This window comes from Pseudomonas sp. BF-B-26 (genome assembly GCF_019956495.1).
Classification (GTDB): Bacteria; Pseudomonadota; Gammaproteobacteria; order Pseudomonadales; family Pseudomonadaceae; genus Aquipseudomonas.
On the sequence record NZ_JAHBDP010000129.1, the window covers coordinates 1 to 21,121 of the forward strand.

Annotated in this window: 25 protein-coding genes; 11 read left to right on the forward strand and 14 right to left on the reverse strand. The window is 59.0% G+C overall.

Going from position 1 to position 21,121, the window contains the following annotated elements:
• Positions 1–305: 305 nt before the first annotated feature.
• A complete protein-coding gene (locus tag KGB03_RS28440) occupies positions 306–725 on the forward strand; it encodes an organic hydroperoxide resistance protein (protein ID WP_223530558.1) in 420 nt (139 codons plus the stop codon).
• 34 nt (positions 726–759) lie between these two features.
• Positions 760–1,773, forward strand: a complete 1,014-nt coding sequence (locus KGB03_RS28445; RefSeq protein WP_223530560.1) for an alpha/beta hydrolase — start codon at positions 760–762, stop codon at positions 1,771–1,773.
• Positions 1,774–1,846: 73 nt separating this feature from the next.
• Here the strand turns inward: KGB03_RS28445 and KGB03_RS28450 are convergent, their stop codons facing one another.
• Both KGB03_RS28450 and earP read right to left on the reverse strand, forming a co-directional pair.
• Entirely contained in the window at positions 1,847–2,416 is a 570-nt protein-coding gene (locus KGB03_RS28450) for an elongation factor P (protein ID WP_007899917.1), read from the reverse strand.
• A gap of 48 nt (positions 2,417–2,464) precedes the next feature.
• The gene (earP, locus tag KGB03_RS28455; RefSeq protein WP_111449026.1) at positions 2,465–3,622 is read right to left on the reverse strand and encodes an elongation factor P maturation arginine rhamnosyltransferase EarP; all 1,158 of its coding nucleotides are present in this window, start codon (positions 3,620–3,622) and stop codon (positions 2,465–2,467) included.
• A 124-nt stretch (positions 3,623–3,746) separates the two neighbouring features.
• Here earP and KGB03_RS28460 point away from each other — a divergent pair, with 124 nt between their 5' ends.
• Both KGB03_RS28460 and KGB03_RS28465 read left to right on the forward strand, forming a co-directional pair.
• Positions 3,747–4,157 (forward strand): hypothetical protein, encoded by a 411-nt coding sequence (locus KGB03_RS28460; RefSeq protein WP_218535756.1) that lies wholly within the window; start codon positions 3,747–3,749, stop codon positions 4,155–4,157.
• A gap of 14 nt (positions 4,158–4,171) precedes the next feature.
• Positions 4,172–4,654 (forward strand): GreA/GreB family elongation factor, encoded by a 483-nt coding sequence (locus KGB03_RS28465; protein ID WP_056740335.1) that lies wholly within the window; start codon positions 4,172–4,174, stop codon positions 4,652–4,654.
• Positions 4,655–4,663: 9 nt separating this feature from the next.
• Here the strand turns inward: KGB03_RS28465 and cysB are convergent, their stop codons facing one another.
• From cysB to KGB03_RS28490, 5 genes are all read right to left on the reverse strand, one after another.
• Positions 4,664–5,638 (reverse strand): HTH-type transcriptional regulator CysB, encoded by a 975-nt coding sequence (gene cysB, locus KGB03_RS28470; protein WP_008148549.1) that lies wholly within the window; start codon positions 5,636–5,638, stop codon positions 4,664–4,666.
• A 148-nt stretch (positions 5,639–5,786) separates the two neighbouring features.
• Positions 5,787–6,290, reverse strand: a complete 504-nt coding sequence (locus tag KGB03_RS28475) for a universal stress protein (protein WP_008148547.1) — start codon at positions 6,288–6,290, stop codon at positions 5,787–5,789.
• Between the two features lie 94 nt (positions 6,291–6,384).
• Positions 6,385–7,290: a 5'-nucleotidase gene (locus tag KGB03_RS28480; protein WP_008148545.1), complete on the reverse strand. Its 906-nt coding sequence runs from the start codon at positions 7,288–7,290 to the stop codon at positions 6,385–6,387.
• Positions 7,291–7,314: 24 nt separating this feature from the next.
• Positions 7,315–8,271, reverse strand: coding sequence for a putative 2-dehydropantoate 2-reductase (locus KGB03_RS28485; RefSeq protein ID WP_223530562.1), 957 nt, complete (start codon positions 8,269–8,271; stop codon positions 7,315–7,317).
• A complete protein-coding gene (locus KGB03_RS28490) occupies positions 8,268–8,654 on the reverse strand; it encodes a thioredoxin family protein (protein WP_218535752.1) in 387 nt (128 codons plus the stop codon). Before KGB03_RS28490 ends, KGB03_RS28485 begins: the two co-directional genes overlap by 4 nt.
• Between KGB03_RS28490 and KGB03_RS28495 the strand changes: the two genes are divergently transcribed.
• Together KGB03_RS28495 and KGB03_RS28500 are read left to right on the forward strand one after the other, a co-directional pair.
• Positions 8,653–9,096, forward strand: coding sequence for a PilZ domain-containing protein (locus KGB03_RS28495; protein WP_111449031.1), 444 nt, complete (start codon positions 8,653–8,655; stop codon positions 9,094–9,096). The two genes, KGB03_RS28490 and KGB03_RS28495, sit on opposite strands and share 2 nt — an antisense overlap.
• A 182-nt stretch (positions 9,097–9,278) precedes the next feature.
• Positions 9,279–10,355: a 3-deoxy-7-phosphoheptulonate synthase gene (locus KGB03_RS28500; protein WP_056740324.1), complete on the forward strand. Its 1,077-nt coding sequence runs from the start codon at positions 9,279–9,281 to the stop codon at positions 10,353–10,355.
• 73 nt (positions 10,356–10,428) lie between these two features.
• Here the strand turns inward: KGB03_RS28500 and KGB03_RS28505 are convergent, their stop codons facing one another.
• Positions 10,429–10,716: a GNAT family N-acetyltransferase gene (locus KGB03_RS28505; RefSeq protein WP_007973562.1), complete on the reverse strand. Its 288-nt coding sequence runs from the start codon at positions 10,714–10,716 to the stop codon at positions 10,429–10,431.
• 638 nt (positions 10,717–11,354) lie between these two features.
• On the opposite strand from KGB03_RS28505, the gene oprI reads away from it, so the two are divergent.
• Positions 11,355–11,606, forward strand: coding sequence for an outer membrane lipoprotei OprI (oprI, locus tag KGB03_RS28510; protein ID WP_002553018.1), 252 nt, complete (start codon positions 11,355–11,357; stop codon positions 11,604–11,606).
• A gap of 124 nt (positions 11,607–11,730) precedes the next feature.
• On the opposite strand, the gene KGB03_RS28515 is transcribed toward oprI, so the two are convergent.
• From KGB03_RS28515 to KGB03_RS28525, 3 genes are all read right to left on the reverse strand, one after another.
• Positions 11,731–12,702, reverse strand: coding sequence for a L,D-transpeptidase family protein (locus tag KGB03_RS28515; protein WP_218535748.1), 972 nt, complete (start codon positions 12,700–12,702; stop codon positions 11,731–11,733).
• A 102-nt stretch (positions 12,703–12,804) separates the two neighbouring features.
• Complete coding sequence (locus KGB03_RS28520; RefSeq protein ID WP_003226812.1) at positions 12,805–13,098, reverse strand: hypothetical protein; 294 nt, start codon at positions 13,096–13,098, stop codon at positions 12,805–12,807.
• 56 nt (positions 13,099–13,154) lie between these two features.
• The gene (locus KGB03_RS28525; RefSeq protein WP_218535746.1) at positions 13,155–13,760 is read right to left on the reverse strand and encodes an arylesterase; all 606 of its coding nucleotides are present in this window, start codon (positions 13,758–13,760) and stop codon (positions 13,155–13,157) included.
• Positions 13,761–13,770: 10 nt separating this feature from the next.
• On the opposite strand from KGB03_RS28525, the gene KGB03_RS28530 reads away from it, so the two are divergent.
• The 3 genes from KGB03_RS28530 to greB are packed head-to-tail and all read left to right on the forward strand — an operon-like array spanning position 13,771 to position 17,490.
• Positions 13,771–14,454 (forward strand): ABC transporter ATP-binding protein, encoded by a 684-nt coding sequence (locus KGB03_RS28530; RefSeq protein WP_008148510.1) that lies wholly within the window; start codon positions 13,771–13,773, stop codon positions 14,452–14,454.
• Entirely contained in the window at positions 14,454–16,958 is a 2,505-nt protein-coding gene (locus tag KGB03_RS28535; RefSeq protein WP_218535744.1) for an ABC transporter permease, read from the forward strand. The genes KGB03_RS28530 and KGB03_RS28535 overlap by 1 nt, the downstream gene beginning before the upstream one ends.
• Positions 16,959–16,992: 34 nt before the next feature.
• On the forward strand, positions 16,993–17,490 hold the full coding sequence (gene greB / locus KGB03_RS28540; RefSeq protein ID WP_111449039.1) for a transcription elongation factor GreB: 498 nt from the start codon (positions 16,993–16,995) through the stop codon (positions 17,488–17,490).
• A gap of 18 nt (positions 17,491–17,508) precedes the next feature.
• Here greB and KGB03_RS28545 read toward each other — a convergent pair whose 3' ends face one another.
• The 3 genes from KGB03_RS28545 to KGB03_RS28555 form a co-directional block, all read right to left on the reverse strand.
• Positions 17,509–17,817, reverse strand: a complete 309-nt coding sequence (locus KGB03_RS28545) for a class I SAM-dependent methyltransferase (RefSeq protein WP_111449040.1) — start codon at positions 17,815–17,817, stop codon at positions 17,509–17,511.
• A gap of 245 nt (positions 17,818–18,062) precedes the next feature.
• The gene (locus tag KGB03_RS28550) at positions 18,063–18,497 is read right to left on the reverse strand and encodes a DoxX family protein (RefSeq protein ID WP_123366204.1); all 435 of its coding nucleotides are present in this window, start codon (positions 18,495–18,497) and stop codon (positions 18,063–18,065) included.
• A gap of 103 nt (positions 18,498–18,600) precedes the next feature.
• Positions 18,601–20,022: a transglycosylase SLT domain-containing protein gene (locus KGB03_RS28555; protein WP_223530571.1), complete on the reverse strand. Its 1,422-nt coding sequence runs from the start codon at positions 20,020–20,022 to the stop codon at positions 18,601–18,603.
• 235 nt (positions 20,023–20,257) lie between these two features.
• On the opposite strand from KGB03_RS28555, the gene KGB03_RS28560 reads away from it, so the two are divergent.
• Positions 20,258–21,064, forward strand: coding sequence for a TatD family hydrolase (locus KGB03_RS28560; protein ID WP_111449043.1), 807 nt, complete (start codon positions 20,258–20,260; stop codon positions 21,062–21,064).
• Positions 21,065–21,121 lie beyond the last annotated feature (57 nt).

Sequence of the window (21,121 nt, forward strand, 5' to 3'; positions counted from 1 at the left end):
GCTCGCGAATGCGGTGTGTCAGACAACATTGATCTTGACTAACACACCGCATTCGCGAGCAAGCCCGCTCCCACAGGGGGATTTGTGGTGTGCCTTCTGCCTCATTTCCCGAAAAAAAATCCTCGCTGAAAACCCTGCCGCGACCGCTCTAACTCAACACATCCAATCAGCACCCACTCCTCAACCAAAAACCGTTTCAAAAATTTATCTTGCGCACTAAATATTTGCGCTATACATTCGCTTTGCAGTTACTTAGCGCGCAAACATTTAGCGCAAAACATCCAACTCCGAATGAGGCTCACACCATGCAAACTCTCTACACCGCTATCGCAACCTCCACCGGCGGCCGCGACGGTCGTGCGGTTTCCAGCGACAACATCCTCGACGTCAAACTCGCCACACCCAAAGAACTCGGGGGTGCTGGCGGTGCAGCGACCAACCCTGAGCAACTGTTCGCAGCCGGTTACTCCGCCTGCTTCATCGGCGCGCTGAAATTCGTGGCCAGCCAGACCAAACGCAAAATCCCGGACGACGCTTCGATCACCGCCCATGTCGGCATCGGCCAGATCCCTGGCGGTTTCGGCCTGGACATCGACCTGCACATCAGCTTGCCGGGTCTTGAACAAGCCTACGCACAAAGCCTGGTCGACGCCGCACACCAGGTCTGCCCGTACTCCAACGCCACCCGTGGCAACGTCGATGTGCGCCTGCACGTTACCGTCTAACCGCTGATTCCCAGGCCCGAACCAGGAAATGAACATGCGCACTTTCAGTAAAGCCTTGACCGGTACCCTTCTCGCCTTGTCTATCCACAGCGCGTTCGCGGGCGACGGGGTGGAACACAACACCCAAGCGTTCCTCGATGTTCTGAATGCCGGCACCGGCAAACCGATGGAACAACTCTCCCCTAAAGAAGCCCGCGCCGTGTTGGTCGGCGCGCAGGCCGGGGTGAAACTGACGCTGCCAAAAGCCGATGTCAGCGAGAAGACCATTCAAGTCGACGGCCAACCGCTCAGCCTGACCATCGTCCGGCCGGCCGGGGTCAAAGGTGAGTTGCCCGTGTTCATGTTCTTCCACGGCGGCGGCTGGGTGCTGGGGGATTTCCCGACCCATGAGCGCCTGGTTCGGGATTTGGTAGTGGGTTCGGGGGCGGCAGCGGTCTTCGTCAACTACACGCCTTCGCCGGAAGCGCATTACCCGGTGGCGATCAACCAGGCTTACGCCGCAACCCAATGGGTGGCCGAGCACGGTAAAGAGATCAACGTCGACGGCAAGCGTCTGGCCGTGGCCGGCAACAGCGTCGGCGGCAACATGGCGGCAGTGGTTGCGCTGATGGCCAAAGATAAAGGCACGCCGACGATCAGGTTCCAGGTGCTGCTGTGGCCGGTGACTGACGCCAGCTTCGAGACAGCGTCTTACAACCAGTTTGCCGAGGGGCACTTCCTCACCAAAAACATGATGAAGTGGTTCTGGGACAACTACACCACCGACGCCAAACAGCGTAACGAGATCTACGCCTCGCCGCTGCGAGCGACCACCGCGCAACTCAAGGGTCTGCCACCTGCACTGGTGCAAACGGCCGGCGCCGACGTGTTGCGCGATGAAGGCGAAGCCTACGCCCGCAAACTCGACGAAGCCGGGGTGCCGGTCACCGCCGTGCGCTACAACGGCATGATCCACGACTACGGTTTGCTTAACGTGGTTAGCCAGGTGCCAGCGGTGCGTTCGGCGATGCTTCAAGCGTCCGAAGAGCTCAAGCAACACCTGAAATAAAGCAAAAGATCTTGATCTTCGGCCACAAAAAAGCCCGACTCAATGGTCGGGCTTTTCATTCCTGAAGCAGTGCTTATTTAGCACGGCCTTTGTAGGAACCGCCTTCGCGGGTATCGATCTCGATCATGTCGCCGATTTCGATGAAGTCAGCAACCGACAGCTCGGTACCGTTCTTCAGTTTGGCAGGCTTCATCACCTTGCCGGAAGTGTCGCCGCGAGCAGAACCTTCGGTGTAGTCAACCTGACGCACGATAGTGGTCGGCAGTTCTACGGAAACCAGACGCTCTTCGAAGAAGATCGCTTCGCAAACATCGGTCATGCCTTCTTCAACGAAAGGCAGAACGGCTTCGATGTCTTCAGCGTTCAGCTCGTACATGGTGTAGTCGGTGGTGTCCATGAACGTGTAGGAGTCGCCGCTGATGAAGGACAGGGTCGCTTCTTTACGGTCGAGGATTACGTCGTCCAGTTTGTCGTCGGCGCTGTAAACGATCTCGGTCTTGTAACCGGTCAGCAGGTTTTTCAGCTTGGTCTTCATGATCGCGCTGTTACGACCCGACTTGGTGAATTCAGCTTTCTGAACCAGCCAAGGATCGTTTTCGAGACGGATAACCATCCCGGGTTTCAGTTCTTTACCAGTTTTCATTGCGAGTATCCGAATTTGGATGGGGTTTACAAAAATCTAGGCCGCGTATCATATCCAATTTAGGTAAAACTGTACCAGCGCTGCGGCAAGATCCGCCTGCAAAGCCTGTTCCAGACACCACGCTTCGGCGTGTTTTTGCAGTTCTGGCCAGTGTTTTCGGGTCAATTGCCAGTGCCCGGTCATATTGTCACCCGCATTCCACGCCCGCCAAAGACCGCTGATCGCCTCGCGGGCAGGCTCGGACAAGCCTTTGGTGTACAGCGCGAGGAAGGCGTCGAGCTTGTCCAGATGGATGTCTTCGTCCTGCTGATAGATGTGCCAGAGCAGCGGCCGGCCCGCCCATTGAGCGCGGACAAAGGAGTCTTCACCGCGCACGGCATTGAAATCGCAGCACCAGAGCAGGTGATCGTATTGATCCTGTCGGACGAACGGCAGCACTTGCACGGTCAATTCGCCGCGCACATGCACCGCGCCGGCCACCAGACCGTCCACACCGAGCCAACGTTCGACATCCCCAAGAATCCTGCCTTCCGGCACCAGCAGATGCGTGGGCGTCGAGTCGGCAGCCATTGCCTCGAGCCAGCTGGCCAGCCCGTTATTTTCGTAGGCAAACAGCGAGATCAACTGCGCACCTTGCGCACGATCAATCCCTAAGCCTTGCAGGAATTCTCGCTGAGCCTCGGGATTTTGCTGAAACTGCTTACGACGCTCAAGCAATCCGCTTTCACGCAGCAAGCCCCCGGTGCCCTTTTGAAACCCCGGGAAGAAGAAGAATTTTTGTACGTTCTTGTATTTCACCGACGGCAAGCCGTGACAGCCGACGACCCAGTCCTCGGCACTCAGATAGTCGAGATTCATCCACAGCGGCGGCTTTTCCCGCTCGGCCATGGCGTCCATGTAAGCACTCGGCAATTGGCAGGCGAACGCAGCGATCACCACATCAGCGGCTTCAGTGGGCTGCCAGTCGGACGTCCACTGCCGCACCTCAACGCCCTGCTGCCATTGCTGTGAGGCGTTGATATCAATTTGCGGACACAAGCGCTCGAAGGCCCGCAGATCATCGACCCACAAACGCACCGCCACCGAATGTTCGGCCACCAGTTGTCGGGCCAGACGCCAGGTCACGCCGATGTCACCAAAGTTGTCGACCACCGCGCAGAAAATATCCCAGCGCCAGCAGTTTTTTACTTGAGGCATTTCAGGCATTCCAGGCTCCCGTTGGCAAAGGCGCCGATTGTCCTCATAAATTACCCCGTGCAGAAGAGCCGACGGCGATTAATCTTCATGCGACAATCGCCACTTGCCCGCGACCACCCGCCAGGAGGCAGCCATGCCCTACCGTCCCAACCCGCGCCGCCCGCTGCCGATCCAGCTCAGCGCCTTGCAACTGACCGGCAGCATTGCCCTGGGTATGTGGCTGGGGTTTATCGCGATCGCGTTGACGTGCTGGCTCGCCTCTCGACTGTTGTTCAGCGAACAGCTGGCGCCCGTGGCCGAGGCAGTGCAGCAACTGGCCAAGCCACCGGTGGTGGTGCAACCGGCGCCGGCCATTGCGCCGCAGAGCCCGTTGTTCGAACAGTATGAAGAGAACCTGCGCAAGAACGAGCAGCAGCAAAGGCTTGATCAGGCGCGCAGCAGCAACCGCAATCTATCGAACCCCAAATGCCAGTTCTGGTTGCAACAGGACCAGACTGCACCGAGCGAAAAAAGCCGCGCCAACGTCCAGCAATTCTGCGATTGATCAAGAAGCTCTCTATGCACAAGCCGACCGTCCACCAACTGATTCTCGACAAGCTACGGATCGACCTCGACATCGCCGAGCGTGCCGCACAAACCGCTTATGAAACCGCGACCCACGAAGAAAACATCGCCGAGAACAAGTACGACACGTTAGGTCTGGAGGCGTCTTATCTGGCAGCCGGGCAGGCCAAACGGGTGGAAGAAATCCGGCAGTCACTGACGCTTTGCCAGAACCTGACGCTGCGACCTTACGACGATCAGCGCGGCATCGAAGTCGGCGCCCTGCTCGGCCTGGAAGATGAAAAGGGTCGTGAGCAATGGTTGTTTCTGGCCCCCGACGCGGCGGGTTTGAAGGTCGACCTGGTGGGGCAATGGATTACCGTCATCACCCCTCGCTCACCGCTGGGTAAAAGCCTGCTGGGCAAGTTCGAAGGGGACGAGGTGGAGATTCTGGTGGCGGGTGCTCGGCAACAGTTTTCTGTTACCGAGGTGGTCTGACGCCGGAGATTAATGAACCGGCAGTTCGACGCCGTCGAACAGCTCTTCCAGTTCCTGCTTGTTGTGGCACTGGATGGCCTTGGCCATGACTTCGCGGGTCAGGTGCGGGGCGAACTTCTCGATGAAGTCGCACATGAAACCACGCAGGAACGTGCCGCGACGGAAACCGATTTTAGTAATGCTGGATTCGAACAAGTCGCTGGCATCAAGCATGACCAAGTCGCTATCGAGTTTGGCATCGACCGCCATTTTCGCCACGATCCCCACGCCCAGGCCCAGACGAACGTACGTCTTGATCACGTCGGCGTCGGCGGCGGTGAACACCACTTTCGGCGTCAGGCCGCGATGGCTGAACGCTTCGTCGAGCTTCGAACGGCCGGTAAAACCGAACACGTACGTCACGATCGGGTATTCAGCCAGGGCTTCCAGGGTCAGCTTCGACAGTTTGGTCAGCGGGTGGCCCTGAGGCACGACCACGCAGCGGTTCCAGCGATAGCACGGCATCATCACCAGATCACCGAACAGCTCCAGCGCTTCGGTGGCGATGGCGAAATCCACGGTGCCGTCAGCGGCCATTTCAGCGATCTGCATCGGCGAACCCTGGTGCATGTGCAGGGCAACGTCCGGGTATTGCTTGATGAAATTGCTGATCACCGGTGGCAACGCATAACGCGCCTGGGTGTGCGTGGTGGCGATCGACAGGGTGCCTTTCTTCTCGTTGGAGAATTCCTGGGCAATCTGCTTGATGCTTTCAACCTTGCGCAGGATCTCGCCGGCGGTGGTGATAATGCGCTCGCCGGCCGGGGTGACGCGGGTCAGATGCTTGCCGCTGCGGGCGAAAACCTCAACCCCCAATTCGTCTTCCAGCAGACGGATCTGCTTACTGATGCCCGGTTGCGACGTGTAAAGGCTTTGGGCTGTAGCGGAAACGTTGAGGTCGTGGTGCGCCACTTCCCAGATGTAGCGCAGTTGTTGAAGCTTCATATGAATCCCTCAAAGCAGGTAGACGCCACGGGCATCAGCGACGGTATATAACTATATTAATGGTTTGAAGAATAAATCTAGAACTTTTTTGTCAAACTGCCACTATTCGTGTTCTGGTGTCCTGCCTCATGAATGCGAGGCCGGAACACTAACGATCCCCTTGGCGACGACGTTCCACCAGCGGCACCAGATAGACCGGCACCCGAGACAGTTGCAGCACCCGCGCTGCGGTCCGGCCCAAAGGCGTTTCGGCGCCAGCACCATGGCTATGACTACCTACGATCAACAAATCCACGGAGAGTTTCTGCGCCTGGTCGAGAATCACCTGTGACGGATCGCCCTGAAGCACCCGTACTGCTTTGATCCGCTCCAGGTCCTGCTCCCCTTCGTCCCCTAGCTCTTCACGAAAGCTGTCGAGCACCCGCTGCTCGATATTGGCAATCACCGTATTCAGGCCCTGACTGTGAAACTCGTTCAACGACTGCTCATCGAGGTAACTCTGAAGCACCGACTCGGCAAACAGCCCCATCGGTTCAACGGCGTGCACCACGTAGAGATCGGCATTGAATGTGCGCGCCAGCGCCAAGGCATGCTGCATCACCAAAGGTGCATACAGGCCGAGGTCAGTGGCATACAGCATCGAATGAATCATATGACCTCCTCGAGTGCCGACATGGCGGAGATTGATTCAGCTTAGCAGTGCCTTGGCGAGTACGACGTTTCGCGTAACGCGTTGAACCGTGGGCTTAAACCTTTTGCTCGTTGCTTATGCCATGGGGCACGTGACCGGTGGCGACCACCTCGCGAGCCAACTCGCAATGACCGGCCTGATCGTCGAAAAACACGTCGGCGGCAAAGGCTTCAAGAAACGCCGACTTGGTCAGGCCGCCGAGAAACAACGACTCGTCCAGTCGAATGTCCCATTCGCGCAAGGTACGGATCACTCGTTCATGGGCTGGCGCCGATCGCGCGGTTACCAGCGCGGTGCGGATCGGACAGGCGTCTTCCGGGAACTCGCGCTGCAACAGATTGAGGGCGGCGAGGAAGCCTTTGAAAGGCCCACCGCGCAGGGGTTCGCGGGCAGCTTCACGCTCGCTGGCCTGAAACGCTTCCAGACCGCCGGACTGATAGACGCGCTCCGATTCGTCGGAAAACAGCACCGCGTCACCATCGAAGGCAATGCGCAACTCATCACTGGCCGCACGGCTGGCACCACCCGACAGAATGGTCGCGGCGGCGAACCCGGCATCCAGTGCGCTGCGCACATCTTCGGCATGCGTCGAGAGAAAAAGGTCGCAGCCAAACGCCTTCAGGTACGGGTAAGGACTGCGCCCACCGACAAACGCCGCGCGGGAAATCGCCAGGCCATAGTGGTGGATCGAATTGAAAACACGCAGGCCGGTGTCGGCACTGTTGCGCGACACCAGGATCACCTCGACCCGGGCGCGGCCAAGGCTGGTGTTCAGGTTGAGGAGTTTTTGTACCAACGGAAATGCATCGCCGGGCTCGAGGATTTCGTCTTCGTGTTCGATCTGATATTGCCGATAGGCTTCGACGCCGCTCGACAGATAGACCTTGTGGCTTTCGCTCAGGTCGAACAGCGCACGCGAAGAAATCGCCAGCACCAGTTTGTCGTCGATAGTCTTTGCCATGCCCTTCCCCTCAGGTTGATCGACTCAGGTATTACGTCGATCGATAAAACTCAAACTGCGATACAAGGCTTCGATTCGCGGCAACTCGCACCCTGCGGCCTTGGCTGCCGCCAGTGGCCGGGCGTAAATCGCCTCCAGCTCAAGCGGTCGTTTGTGCAGAAAATCGTGGTACATGCTCGGCCAATAGTCCGGCATTTTCTCGGTCACCATGAACAGATGATCGGCATAACCGGCCGGTACGTCGTGACCGCAGGCAATTGCTCCCTGAACCACTTCAGCCATCAGCGCCTTGATCAGCTCCCGACTGTCGGCATCGGCCATCAATGGCGTGGTGCTGGCCCCGAGCAGAACCGACAGACCGTTGTAAGGGATATTCCAGACCAGTTTTTGCCAGCGCGCCTGATGCAGGTTCGCCATGGCCTGGGAGTCGATGCCGGCGGCGCGGAACAACCCGGCGCCCTCCTCGACAATCACCATGCGCGCCTGCTGATCGGCTGCAGGGCCACTGTGATAGCCAACATTCACCGCGCCGAGCGCCTGATGGGTGATGACGCCAGGTCCATCGCGATGAACGCAGATATAGCAGAGCCCACCGAGCACGTGCAGCGAATCGGGGAGCAACGCTCGCAGACTGTCTTCAACGTCCAGGCCGTTTTGCATCAGCAGCACTTTCGCATCGGGGGCGGCGGCTTGAATGATCGTCGGTGCCAGTTGTGCGTTACTGGTGGTTTTCGCGCCCACCAGCAACCAGTCACAGGGCGGCATGTCTTCGGCATTCGAATAGGCCTGAACCGGATTCAATGTCAGCGCTCCGTGCACCGCACTGTCGAGCTGCAACCCGCGCTCGGCCACCGCTGAAAACTCACTGCGCAACAGAAAATGCACGTCGAAACCGGCACGCGCCAGCATCAACCCGTAGAAACCGCCGATCGCGCCGGTTCCGATAATACCGATTGTCGGTTTGGTTACTGCCCCCATCATGGCAACTCCTCTGCAATTCGACTCAGCGCCTGAGCCACGGCTGCATTGAGCTCGGTGCGGGTCAGGCGCGATTTTAGTGCCCCGAAGAATTCACCGTCGCGCACCACAAACAGCGCCGGCAAATAAAAAACCTGATAACGCTCGACCACCCCGCCATTGTTCCCGGCATCGATCCAGCACAGCCGATCGACATCCAGATCGAGTCGTGGCAATTGCTCACGGGCAAAACGGCAACTGGCGCAGCCGACGCTGGTAAAAATGACCAGCGACACACCGCTCATCGCCAGCAGCCGTTGGTCGGCGTCGAAATCAGTCAGTTCCAATTCGACCACTATACTGGGTGGAACAATGTCAGATGGCCGACACATGGAGTCCGTGTTCATGGGACGTTTTATTCCTCACCCTGACGATGTGCCCGTCGAATTAACGTTGCTCAAACCCGAGTGTATTTCACGGCAACAGCTGCACACTATCAGCCTCGGGGGCATGGCTTGCAATTATCACCGGGCGTGGCGCCACGGTACGGCGCTGGAAGTGCGAATGCCGACCTTGAACCCCGACATGCGTTTTCTGGGCTATGTAGCCTGGTGCCTGCGACGCAAACGCGGCTATCTGGTAGGCATCGCCTTTGTTGACGAACAGATGATGTTCAGTGCCCGGATGGGCGAGCAGGTGTGCCAGATCGAACATTACTGCCGCCAGCATGACGCGCATGACGATCTGCAGGAAACTCAGGCCCTGGCCCTCGAATGGGTCCAGGAACATGCCGACGAGTTCTCTCACGAGACGGTTCGCAGGGCATTTACGCGGGTTGTGCTGGATTAGCAGGAGCATCCTCAATGGCTTTCCCCGCGCAAACTAATTGAGAATGCCCCTTAAACCGGTGTCTGCCCATTGTCGAGCCACGGTGTAACGCGCTAAGGTTCTGCTCCCCGACGCGCTTAATTTGCTGTGCTCCGCCGCGCGGGTTCGCTGGCGGCCGGCACCCGTGACCTGACGAGTAAACGATGGCTGATTTACCGATCAACGACCTAAACGTCGCTTCCAACGAGACGCTGATCACTCCCGATCAGCTCAAGCGTGATATTCCTCTGAGCGACGCTGCCCTGCGCACCGTCACCAAGGGCCGCGAAGTCATTCGCAACATTCTTGATGGCACCGACCACCGCCTGTTTGTTGTCATCGGGCCTTGCTCGATCCACGACATCAAGGCTGCCCACGAATACGCCGAGCGCCTGAAGGCGCTTGCGGCCGAAGTGTCCGATACCCTGTATCTGGTCATGCGCGTGTATTTCGAGAAGCCACGCACCACCGTCGGCTGGAAAGGTTTGATCAACGATCCGTATCTGGACGACTCCTTCAAGATTCAGGACGGTCTGCACATCGGTCGTCAATTGTTGCTGGACCTGGCCGAGATGGGCCTGCCGACCGCAACTGAAGCCCTCGACCCGATCTCCCCGCAATACTTGCAGGACCTGATCAGCTGGTCGGCCATCGGTGCGCGCACCACCGAATCCCAGACTCACCGTGAAATGGCTTCCGGCCTGTCCTCGGCAGTCGGTTTCAAGAACGGCACCGACGGCGGCTTGACAGTCGCTATCAACGCCCTGCAATCGGTTTCCAGCCCTCACCGCTTCCTGGGTATCAACCAGGAAGGTGGCGTGTCGATCGTCACCACCAAGGGCAATGCCTACGGTCACGTGGTACTGCGCGGTGGCAACGGCAAGCCGAACTACGATTCGGTCAGCGTCGCGCTCTGCGAGCAAGCGCTGAACAAAGCCAAGATCAAGCCGAACATCATGGTCGATTGCAGCCACGCCAACTCCAACAAGGACCCGGCCCTGCAACCGCTGGTGATGGAGAACGTCGCCAACCAGATCCTCGAAGGCAACCAGTCGATCATCGGCCTGATGGTCGAAAGTCACCTGAACTGGGGCTGCCAGGCGATCCCGAAAGACCTCGCCGACCTGCAATACGGCGTGTCGATCACCGATGCCTGCATCGACTGGAGCGCCACCGAAAACACCTTGCGCAGCATGCATGCCAAGCTCAAGGACGTGCTGCCGAAACGCGATCGCAGCTGATCACTTTTCGCCGCACAAAAAAAAAACGCCGGGTTAACCCGGCGTTTTTTTATGCGTTCGATTCTTTGAAAGGTTACTGGCTCAGCTTGGCTGCATGCCGCTGGTGGCGCTCCATGTAGCGTTCCACGTAGGAACACGATGGAATGACGGTGTAACCCATTTCGTCAGCGTACTCCAACGCCTTCTCGGTCAAGGCTGCCGCAATACCGCGGCCACGCAGCGCGTTGGGCACAAAGGTGCGATAGATATCCAGGGTCTGTTTCCCCAGATCCATATAGGTCAGGTAGGCACGATGACCGTCCACATTGGTCTCGAACTGATGACCAGCCTGGTCATGGTGGATGGACAACGCCTCGCTCATCACTACTCCTCGCGGGTCTGGAATTCTGACCCCTACCTTACCGATGTTTTCCCGGCGAAGGAACATCTACGCCACCCCGTGCCTGAATGGACACCGAGAAGAACTGCACCCATCTCGCGCAACCGAGCACGTATCAAATAGTAGGCACCATTGGTAGAAATGCTCAAGGTACGCTCGTCATCACGCTGGGGCGAGGGGTACTGCTCCGGGTTACGCAGAGACGGCTCGACCAAGATCTCTGAAGGTCGACAGCCTGAACATTGCCGGATGTTGAGACTTAAGACGAGCGCCCTTTGTTAAAGTCACCTGAACATGGAGAAAGATATGAGAGGCGCCACGCAAAATCCGAACAAAAGTGTGGACGAATCCATCTAGACAGACTTTAGCCTAGACTCGGAAAAGAGCTGTGAGCGCGCAGAACTTTTCTCGGCGGCTCGCTCAGCTCGGGCCTCCCAGCTGGATATTTTTTAAACAATGCAGTTAAAAGTTGCTCGAAAAAGAATCAACGCCTACAATTTTTTTGGCTTCTTGCTTTACGTCAGTTTACTTACGACAAGTAATGGGTAGTATGTACGCCGGCTATTTCCTCACTCTGAGGAGACAGCTAACTTAATAGAAAGTCCTTGAAGGGGAACACGATGAACAACGTTCTGAAATTCTCTGCTCTGGCTCTGGCCGCAGTTCTGGCTACCGGTTGCAGCAGCGTATCGAAAGAAACCGAAGCACGTCTGACCGCTACTGAAGACGCAGCAGCTCGCTCCCAGGCTCGTGCAGACGAAGCTTACCGTAAAGCTGATGAAGCTCTGGCTGCTGCTCAAAAAGCACAACAGACTGCTGACGAAGCTAACGAGCGTGCTCTGCGCATGCTGGACAAAGCTAGCCGCAAGTAATAATCCTTCGGGATTGTTATCAAGCCGACCCATTTTTTGGGTCGGCTTTTTTATTGCCTGCCATTTCGCACCGGCGATAAAAAACCCGCCGCTGCGTTCAGCATCGGCGGGTTCCTTTCAAGCATTACTGCAACGGGTCGATCGGCGCACTCGTCACCATCGGCGCCGAGGCGTTCGGCACTCCGATTTCCACCGGCAGGCCATCTTCGGCGGCAACCACGTCGCGGACCACATCCCAGTTCATGCGCAGGTTGTTGGTGATGTCCTCACGCTTGAGCATCGCGTTGATCACCGCAGTGTGTTTGTCGACCACAGAAGGGTTGCCCTTGTCGTCCAGCGGCGTGTGCGCTTCCAGATACACCTTGCCGCCACTGATACCGAACTTGTACGGATCGCTAATAATGCGCACCGACGTGCCTACCGGCACCATGCTCGCCATTTCCAGCACGTTGTTGTTGAACATGCGGAAGCAACCGTGGCTGGTGCGCATGCCGATGCCGAACTTCTTGTTCGAACCGTGGATCAGGTAGCCCGGCGTGCCCAGCGTGAACTTGAACGGCCCCAGCGGGTTGTCCGGGCCGGCCGGCACCACGTTCGGCAGCGGATCGCCATCGGCGGCGTGCTCGGCCTTGATCGACGCTGGAGGAGTCCAGGTCGGATTCGGCGTCTTGGCGGTGATGGTGGTATGGGCAATCGGCGAGCCCCAGCCTTCACGACCGATACCCAGCGGGAAGGTGTACACCACGTTCCGGCCTTTCGGGAAGTAATAGAGGCGGTACTCGGCCAGGTTGATGACGATGCCTTCACGCGGGCCTGGTGGCAGGATGAAACGCGTCGGCAGCACCACTTCGGTACCAGCGCCCGGCAACCATGGATCGACGCCAGGGTTGGCCGCGACCATTTCCGAATAGCCCAGATCGTAGGTGGTGCCAAGGTCGGCGAAGGTATCTTCGTACTTGGCCTTGATCACCTGGATCTGACCGACGATGTCTTCACCGGGCGGTGGCAGGGGCAGCTCCAATGCTGCTACGGGACCCGCCACACAGAGGGCGGCGAGAGACAGGTAGCGGGTGACGGCAGGAAAGCGCGGCAACATCCGGAAAATCCTTCGCATGATCGACAAGGGTATAAAAACGGGATTGTACACCGGCGTCTGCAAAATCGGGGAGTTGACCGATAGCAAGCAATCTATCGGCTTCTAAAGCTCGAAACGCAGTTCCGGCCAGATCGGCGATGTGCCGCGTTTTTGCGATTCCAGAATGGCCCGGCACAGCGAGCACAGGCGCTGATCCTGGAACACACGACGATCGACGCTCGACCAGCGTGGTTGTGCTGGCAACAGGCTGCCGCACAAAGTACGGTCCGCCGAGCCGCCCAACTCCAGTTGACGGGTCACCAGATGTACCCGCACTTCCTGGCAGGCGAACAGATCCAGCTGTTCGTCAGGCTCGATCAGTTGATAGGCAAAAAGTGACCAGGCAGGACGCGGCATCGGGGGCTCCAAATCGGGGGCGCCACCTTAGCCGAAACACCGCCGCTAGAAAAGCGTCAAAGCAGCGGTTTCAGTGTAGGCCAGACATTTTCCAGCAACTTGCCCTGAGCCCCGACAGCCGGGTGCAAGCCGTCGGACTGCATCAAGTCTGGATGACCACCCACGCCGTCGAGAAAAAACGGCACCAGCGGGATCTTTTTCTCCTCGGCCAGCGTGCTGTAGACCTTCGCGAAGGCCTCGGTATAACGAACACCGTAGTTAGGTGGCAATTGCATGCCGAGCAGCAGCACCTTGGCGCCACTGGCGCGGGAGCTGTCGATCATTGCTGCAAGGTTTTGTTGCAATTGCGTTGGCAGCAATCCGCGCAGGCCATCGTTGCCGCCCAACTCAAGGATTACCAGCTCCGGTTTATGCTCTGCAAGCAGCGCGGGCAGGCGCGCCTGGCCTCCGGCGCTGGTGTCGCCGCTGATGGACGCATTGACCACCTTATCGTCGAAACCTTCGCGCTTGAGTCGTTGCTCAAGCAGCGACACCCACCCCAAGCGGGTATCCAGTCCGAAACCGGCGCTGATACTATCGCCAACGATCAGGACTGTTCCCGCCGCTGCGTTCTGGGCCATGCACATCAAGGCCAGGCCAGCACTCAAAAACCACACACGCATCGGATTCTCCATGGGCGCAAGCATTCTCACCGCGAAGAACCTCAGCAAAGTGGTTCCCAGCGCGGAAGGTGAACTGACCATCCTGCACGAACTGAGCCTGAAACTGAACAAGGGCGACAGTCTGGCCATCGTCGGTGCCTCCGGTTCCGGCAAATCCACCCTTCTGGGCCTGCTCGCCGGTCTTGATCTGCCAAGCAGCGGTGAAGTCACGCTCGCGGGTCAAGCCCTGAGCAACCTCGATGAAGACCAACGGGCGCGCATCCGCGCCGAGCATGTGGGTTTTGTCTTTCAATCATTCCAGCTGCTGGACAGCCTCAACGCCCTGGAAAACGTCATGCTGCCGTTGGAACTCGATGGCCGCAAAGACGCCCGTGAGCGCGCCACCGAACTGTTGCAACGCGTCGGGCTGGGCCAACGGCTGACCCATTCGCCCCGCCAGCTCTCCGGCGGAGAACAGCAGCGCGTGGCGATTGCCCGAGCTTTTGCCGCCGAGCCCGATGTGCTGTTCGCCGACGAACCCACCGGCAACCTCGACAGCCACACCGGCGAGCGCATCAGCGATCTGCTGTTTGAACTCAATCAGGAACGCGGCACGACCCTGGTGCTGGTGACCCACGATGAACGCCTGGCACATCGCTGCCGACGCCTGATCCGCCTCGACGCCGGCCTGCTCGTCCCGCCTCTGGAGGTTTAATGGCACGCCTGCCGCTGTTGCGCCTGTTCAGCCTTGCCATCCGCCAACTGCTGCGCGACGCCCGCGCCGGTGAGTTGCGCGTGCTGTTTTTTGCCTTGCTGGTGGCCGTGGCGGCGAGTACCGCCATCGGCTACTTCGGCGCCCGCCTGAACGGCGCCATGATGCTGCGCGCCACCGAGTTTCTCGGTGCCGACTTGCTGCTTGAAGGCAGCTCTCCGGCACGGCCCGAACAGATTAAAAGCGGCACGGAGCTGGGCCTCGAACACGCTCAAGTGGTGGAGTTTTCCAGCGTCATCGCCACTGACAATGGCATTCAGTTGTCCAGCATCAAGGCTGCCGATGACGTCTACCCACTGCGCGGCGAACTGAAAAGCGCCCCGGCGCCCTTCGCCCCGGAAGAACCCGGTGGCGGACCGAAACCCGGTGAAGCCTGGGTCGAAGCGCGACTGTTGACGGCGCTGGACCTGAAGATCGGCGACAGCATCGACGTCGGCATGCGAACCCTCAAACTGGCGCGAGTGCTGACCTACGAACCGGATCGCGCCGGCAATTTCTACAGCCTGACACCGAGGGTGCTGATCAACCTCAGCGATCTCGCCGCGACCGGCGTGGTGCAACCCGGCAGCCGGGTCAGTTACCGCGAACTCTGGCGCGGTAAAGCCGAGGCGCTGGAAGCCTATCGTCAATTGATCAAACCCGGCCTGGCCGCCAACCAGCGTTTGCAGGATGCCCGTGATGGCAACCAACAGATCGGCGGCGCCTTGGGCAAGGCCGAGCGTTATTTGAACATGGCCAGCCTGGTGGCAGTTCTGCTGTCGGGTGTGGCGGTGGCGCTGTCGGCTACGCGCTTCGCCACCCGCCGATTCGATGCCAGTGCATTGCTGCGTTGCCTGGGGCTGTCCCGACGGGAAACCATGGTGCTGTTCAGTTTGCAGCTGATGGTGCTCGGGCTGCTCGCCAGCATCAGCGGTGCCCTCATCGGCTGGTTCGCGCAGCTGGGTCTGTTTGCGCTGCTGCATGATTTATTACCCACCGACGTTCCACCGGGCGGTCTGTTTCCTGCCATTGCCGGGATTGGCACCGGACTGGTGGCGCTGGCCGGTTTTGCCTTGCCGCCCCTGGCGGCACTGGGCAGGGTTCCGCCATTGCGGGTATTGCGTCGAGACATGCTGCCGATTCCTTCCAGCACCTGGATGGTTTACGGCGCGGCATTGGGCGCCCTCGGGCTGATCATGTGGCGCCTGAGCCTGGACCTGCTGCTGACGTTCGCCCTGCTCGGCGGTGGCGTGATCGCAGCGCTGATCCTTGGCGGCTTGCTGTTGCTGCTTCTGAAGAGTCTGCGTCGAATGCTGGCGCGCGCCTCTTTGCCGTGGCGCCTCGGGCTGGGCCAATTGCTGCGTCATCCACTGGCGGCGGCTGGGCAATCCCTGGCCTTCGGCTTGATTCTGCTGTCCATGGCGCTGATCGCATTGTTGCGCGGCGAGTTGCTGGACACCTGGCAGAACCAGCTACCGAAAAACGCGCCCAACTATTTCGCGCTGAACATTTTGCCGGCGGACAAACAGGCGTTCACCGACCGCCTGATCGAATTGTCGGCGCAATCGGCGCCGCTATACCCGGTGGTACCTGGACGGCTGATCAGCATCAACGGCGAGCCGGTACAGGAAATCGTCAGCAAGGATTCGGCCGGTGACCGAGCGATCCAGCGCGACCTGAGCCTGACCTGGGCGGCGGATTTGCCGGCGGGCAACAAACTCACTGCGGGTAACTGGTGGGCCGAACAGACGCCGGACGATATCCCCGGCGTATCGGTGGAAGGCAAAGTCGCCGAAAGCCTGAAACTCAAGCTCGGCGATCACATGGTGTTTACCGTGGGCGGCGTCAATCGCGAAGCGAAAGTCACCAGCCTGCGGGACATCAACTGGGACAACTTCCAGCCTAACTTCTTCATGATCTTCCAGCCCGGCACACTGAAGGATCTGCCAGCGACCTACCTGACCAGTTTTTATCTGGCGGCCGGTCATGATCAGCAGATCGTGGATCTGTCCCGGGCGTTTCCGGCGGTGACCATCTTGCAAGTCGAAGCCTTGCTCGAACAGCTGCGCAGCATCCTCGCCCAAGTCACCCTGGCGGTGGAATACGTGCTGTTGTTCGTGTTGGCGGCGGGGATGGCAGTGTTGTTTTCAGGGCTGCAAGCGACGCTCGATGAACGCATTCGACAAGGCGCCTTGTTGCGAGCGCTAGGGGCCGAGCGGCAACTGTTGGTCAAGGCCCGGCGGATCGAGTTCGGTTTGCTGGGGGCGGTCAGCGGATTGTTGGCGGCGCTGGGTTCGGAACTGGTAAGTATGGTGCTCTACCGCTACGCCTTCGACCTGCCGTGGCACCCGCATCCGTGGTTGTTGGTGCTGCCACTGATCGGTGCGGTGCTGATCGGGGGAGCCGGTGTGTTTGGTACGCGCCGTGCGCTGAACGCCAGCCCCCTGACAGTCTTGCGCGAGGGTTGATAGACTCAAGCTCTCTCTATCACAAGAAGTTGCCATGAGCCGTTATCGCCCTCCCCGCCCCGCTGGCACCGCGCTGATCACCCCCGAAGGTGAAGCGCGGATGCGGGCCGAGTTTCATGAGCTCTGGCATGTTCGGCGGCCGCAGGTGACACAGTCAGTCAGCGAGGCCGCCGCACAGGGCGATCGTTCGGAAAACGCCGAATACACCTACGGCAAAAAGATGCTGCGCGAGATCGACAGTCGCGTACGTTTTCTCACCAAGCGGCTGGAAGCGCTCAAAGTCGTCAGCGAAAAACCGAGCGATCCGAACAAGGTTTATTTTGGCGCTTGGGTCACGATTGAAGACGAGGACGGCAAAGAGTCGCGCTATCGCATCGTCGGGCCAGATGAACTTGACTTGAAACAGGGCCTGATCAGCATCGATTCGCCGCTGGCCCGTGCCCTGATCGGCAAGGCGCTGGACGCCGAAGTTCGGGTCCAGACACCGACCGGTGAGCAGTGCGTGTACATCGTGGCGATCGACTATCTTTGAGCCGCTGCGCTCTAAACCTCAACGACGGGTAATCAGCCCCTGTCGGGCAACGCGAATCAATTGCTTGATCACTTCGGGGGCGTCCTGGAGGCTGGGCGATTGAATCACCGCCAGATCGAAACTGTCGCTGGCAAATCGAGCCAGCGATTCACCCTCTTCGACAAACTGGATCAGGAAGGCCGCAGGCCCACCGGTGCGACGTGGCCAGCCATCGAGATAACGCAAAAGTGTCGGCTGATGTTTGCCGCCAAGCAGGATTTTTGGATTGCGCTGGGTGAGGTGTGCCGTGATCGGCGCGGGGCGTATAACTGGGCTTAGTGCATTCATTGTGTCGTGTCTCTGCCTCAAAAGTCTGCATGGCAGGTGAGAGGCAACACCGAACCAGCGCTTTAGCGGTATTTCGAAGCCTGTTTCAAGCTTCTATCGGCAACTGAATGAGTCACCTGGCGCCCCGCAAGTAGCTGTTTAAATCGGCGCATGAGCAGCATCCTAGAGAAGCTGACCGGACAGTGTCAAGAATGACGAGCAACAAAAAGGCCCGCAATGCGGGCCTTTTCATTGAGCCAGAGCGGTCAGCCGGCGATAGCGCGGTCAGCCGAGAGCTTGCCGGCGCCTTCGATCAGCACCGCGATAGTGCCACCGAGCAGGGCCAGGGCGAATTCATAGCCGTTGTTGACCATGAACAGACCGTGAGGGAGATGCACCGAGAAGATCGCCACCAGTGAGAGGATGGTCAGGCCGAGGGCTGCCGGGCGAACCAGCAAGCCAATGATCAATGCCAGGCCGGCGAAGAACTCGGTACCGCCCGCCAGCGTCGCCATCAGATAGCCCGGCGCCAGGCCGATGCTTTCCATGTACTGCGCCGTGCCCGCCAGGCCGTAACCACCGAACGCCCCAAAGAGTTTCTGCGAGCCGTGGGCAGCGAAGATGATGCCGACGAAAATCCGCAAGACAGTCAGGCCGTAGCCAGCGCGGGTAAACAGTACCTTGTTGATCAGTGTGCTCATGCTGTGTCATCCGTTGTCAGTGTGTGTTGGTTGGCCGCTATATTAATCAGTAAATCTCATGTTAAAAGCGCAATTAATGCGCCATAACAATCAGTTTATTCGATTATTTGCGTGAGGCAACTTTCTGCCCCTGGGGCTCCAACGACTCCCGCTCCCGATCGAACGCCAGGTAATACTTGTTCACGCTATTAACATAGCTGACGGCGCCCATTCCCACCTGCTCCATGGCGATGCGTTCGACCTGGAAGAACCACTGATTGGGATTCAAACCGCGCCGACGAGCCTCGGCACGCATGCCCTGAACCCGCTCCGGCCCCATGTTGTAGGCCGCCAGCACGAACGCCATGCGCTCGCGCTCGTTGAGTTTGGGGCTGGCAAAAAACTTGCGACGAATCATCGCCAGGTACTTGGCCCCGGCCTGCACATTGGCGTCGAGATTCTGAATGTTGTCGACCCCCACCCGCTGGGCGGCGGACGGGGTGATCTGCATCAGGCCGGTAGGGCCGCTGCCACTGCGGGCATTGGGTTGCAGGGCCGATTCCTTGAACGCCAGCGCCGCCAGATTCAACCAGTCCATGCCTTGGGCTTCAGCGTGTTTTTGCAGCACCGGTCGAAGTTTTTCGAGGCGCTGCCGATCAGCCTTGGCCAATGGATAGTGCACTTGATACAAACGTCGATAGATCCGCAGGAACGCGGCATCCTGATCCGATGGTTTTTTGTAACCGCTCAGAAAGCGATCAATGCTCGCGCGCAACATTGAGGCGTCGCGGCGCACGAACCAGAACTCTTCGCCTGGTTCACTGATGAGCACCTGCCGATCGAAACGCAATTTGGGCAGGATCTTGCCCCAGCGCTCGGCAATGGGTTGCTCGACGATCGTCAGGTGAAAGATTCCGCCCTGGACCATCTCCAGCACATCCTCGACCGCCAGACTGGGATCGACCCACTCGATGGTCACCGGTGGCAGTTTGAGCAAGGCGAGCTTTTGATTGATCTGGCTGACCGCGTCCCCGGCGGCACTGCCGGTGGGCAACGCCAGGGTTTTGCCGGAGAGTTGTTCGAGACGGGTATAACGTCGCTCGCCTTTGATCCCGACCAATATCAACGGGATGTTGCTGGCAATCGGTTCACTGGTGCTGACCGCGTGGCCCGGTTGCAGGTCCAGCAGTTCCCCCGGTGCGACCAGATCACCCTCGCCGCGCTGCAAAGCACCGATCAGTTGATCCTTGCCCTTGGGAATGATCTTTAGGGTAATTTCCTGACCGTCACGGGCGTGACCGTTGAGGTACTGCTCGAAGGCACGCAAACGGTGGTACTCAACACCGATGGCCTGCCCCTGGACTTCGCCGGAGCTGTTGCGGCTCTGGTTGACCAGCACCCGCAACTCACGACTGCTGCGGATTTCCGCCAAGTCTCGCACTTTGGTCGAAGGCACGGCTTGCAACGGCCCGGCCAGACGCGCAACCGCCGGCATCGGCAGCAGCAACGAACAACACAGCAGTAGCAAAACCGAGGGACGTATCATCCACTCTCCAGAAAGAATACTGGGCCGACTTCAAGAATTTTCATGAAATCGAACGACAGAAACAGAGCGCCGTGAGCGCTGGCAAAGTGCGAAAGACTGGCACAGTGATAGCACCCTGGCCACCCTGACCTGTCTCGCGGCACCAAGAGACAGCTATAACTCGTTGTAGTTCTTGGCTTTTCTTATAAATCTACAGCTCTGATATGCTTTCCGGCCTTTGGTCCGAGGTAGCACCATGCAACTCATCGATATCGGCGTCAACCTGACCAACCCCAGTTTTGCCGACAAGCACCAGGCTGTACTCGACCGCGCCTACGCTGCCGGGGTCTGCCAATTGGTGCTCACCGGCACCAGTGTCGAGGGCAGTGAGCAGGCGCTGGAACTGTGCCGGCAACTGGACGAAACGGCTCAACGGCTGTTCGCCACGGCCGGCATTCACCCCCACTGCGCCAGCGACTGGAACGCCGACAGCGCCCAACGTCTGCGCAGTTTGCTCAAGGAGCCAAACGTTGTGGCGGTGGGTGAATGCGGGCTGGATTTCAATCGTGATTTCTCGCCGCGCCCGCAGCAGGAAAAAGTCCTGGAAAAGCACTTGGAGTTGGCGGTCGAGCTGCAATTGCCGGTGTTCCTCCACGAGCGCGATGCCAGCCAGCGCTTGCTGGAAATCCTTCGCGATTACCGTGATCAGTTGCCGGCCGCCGTGGTGCATTGCTTCACGGGCGAAAAGAAGGCGCTGTTCAGTTACCTCGATCTGGATTTGCACATCGGTATCACCGGCTGGATCTGCGACGAGCGCCGGGGCACGCACCTGCATCCACTGGTGAAAGAGATCAAGCGGGGACGGTTAATGCTGGAGAGCGATGCGCCGTATCTGTTGCCGCGCAGTCTGCGACCCAAGCCGAAGAATGGTCGCAACGAACCGGCGTATCTGACCGAAGTGTTGCGGGAAGTGGCGCTGCATCGCGGGGAGAGCGAGGAAGATCTGGCGGCTCACAGCACGGCGTGTGCGCGAGCATTCTACGGGTTGCCAATGGTCGACTGACGAACCGAACCTGTGGGAGCGGGCTTGCTCGCGAAAGCGGTTGAACAGTCAAAATTG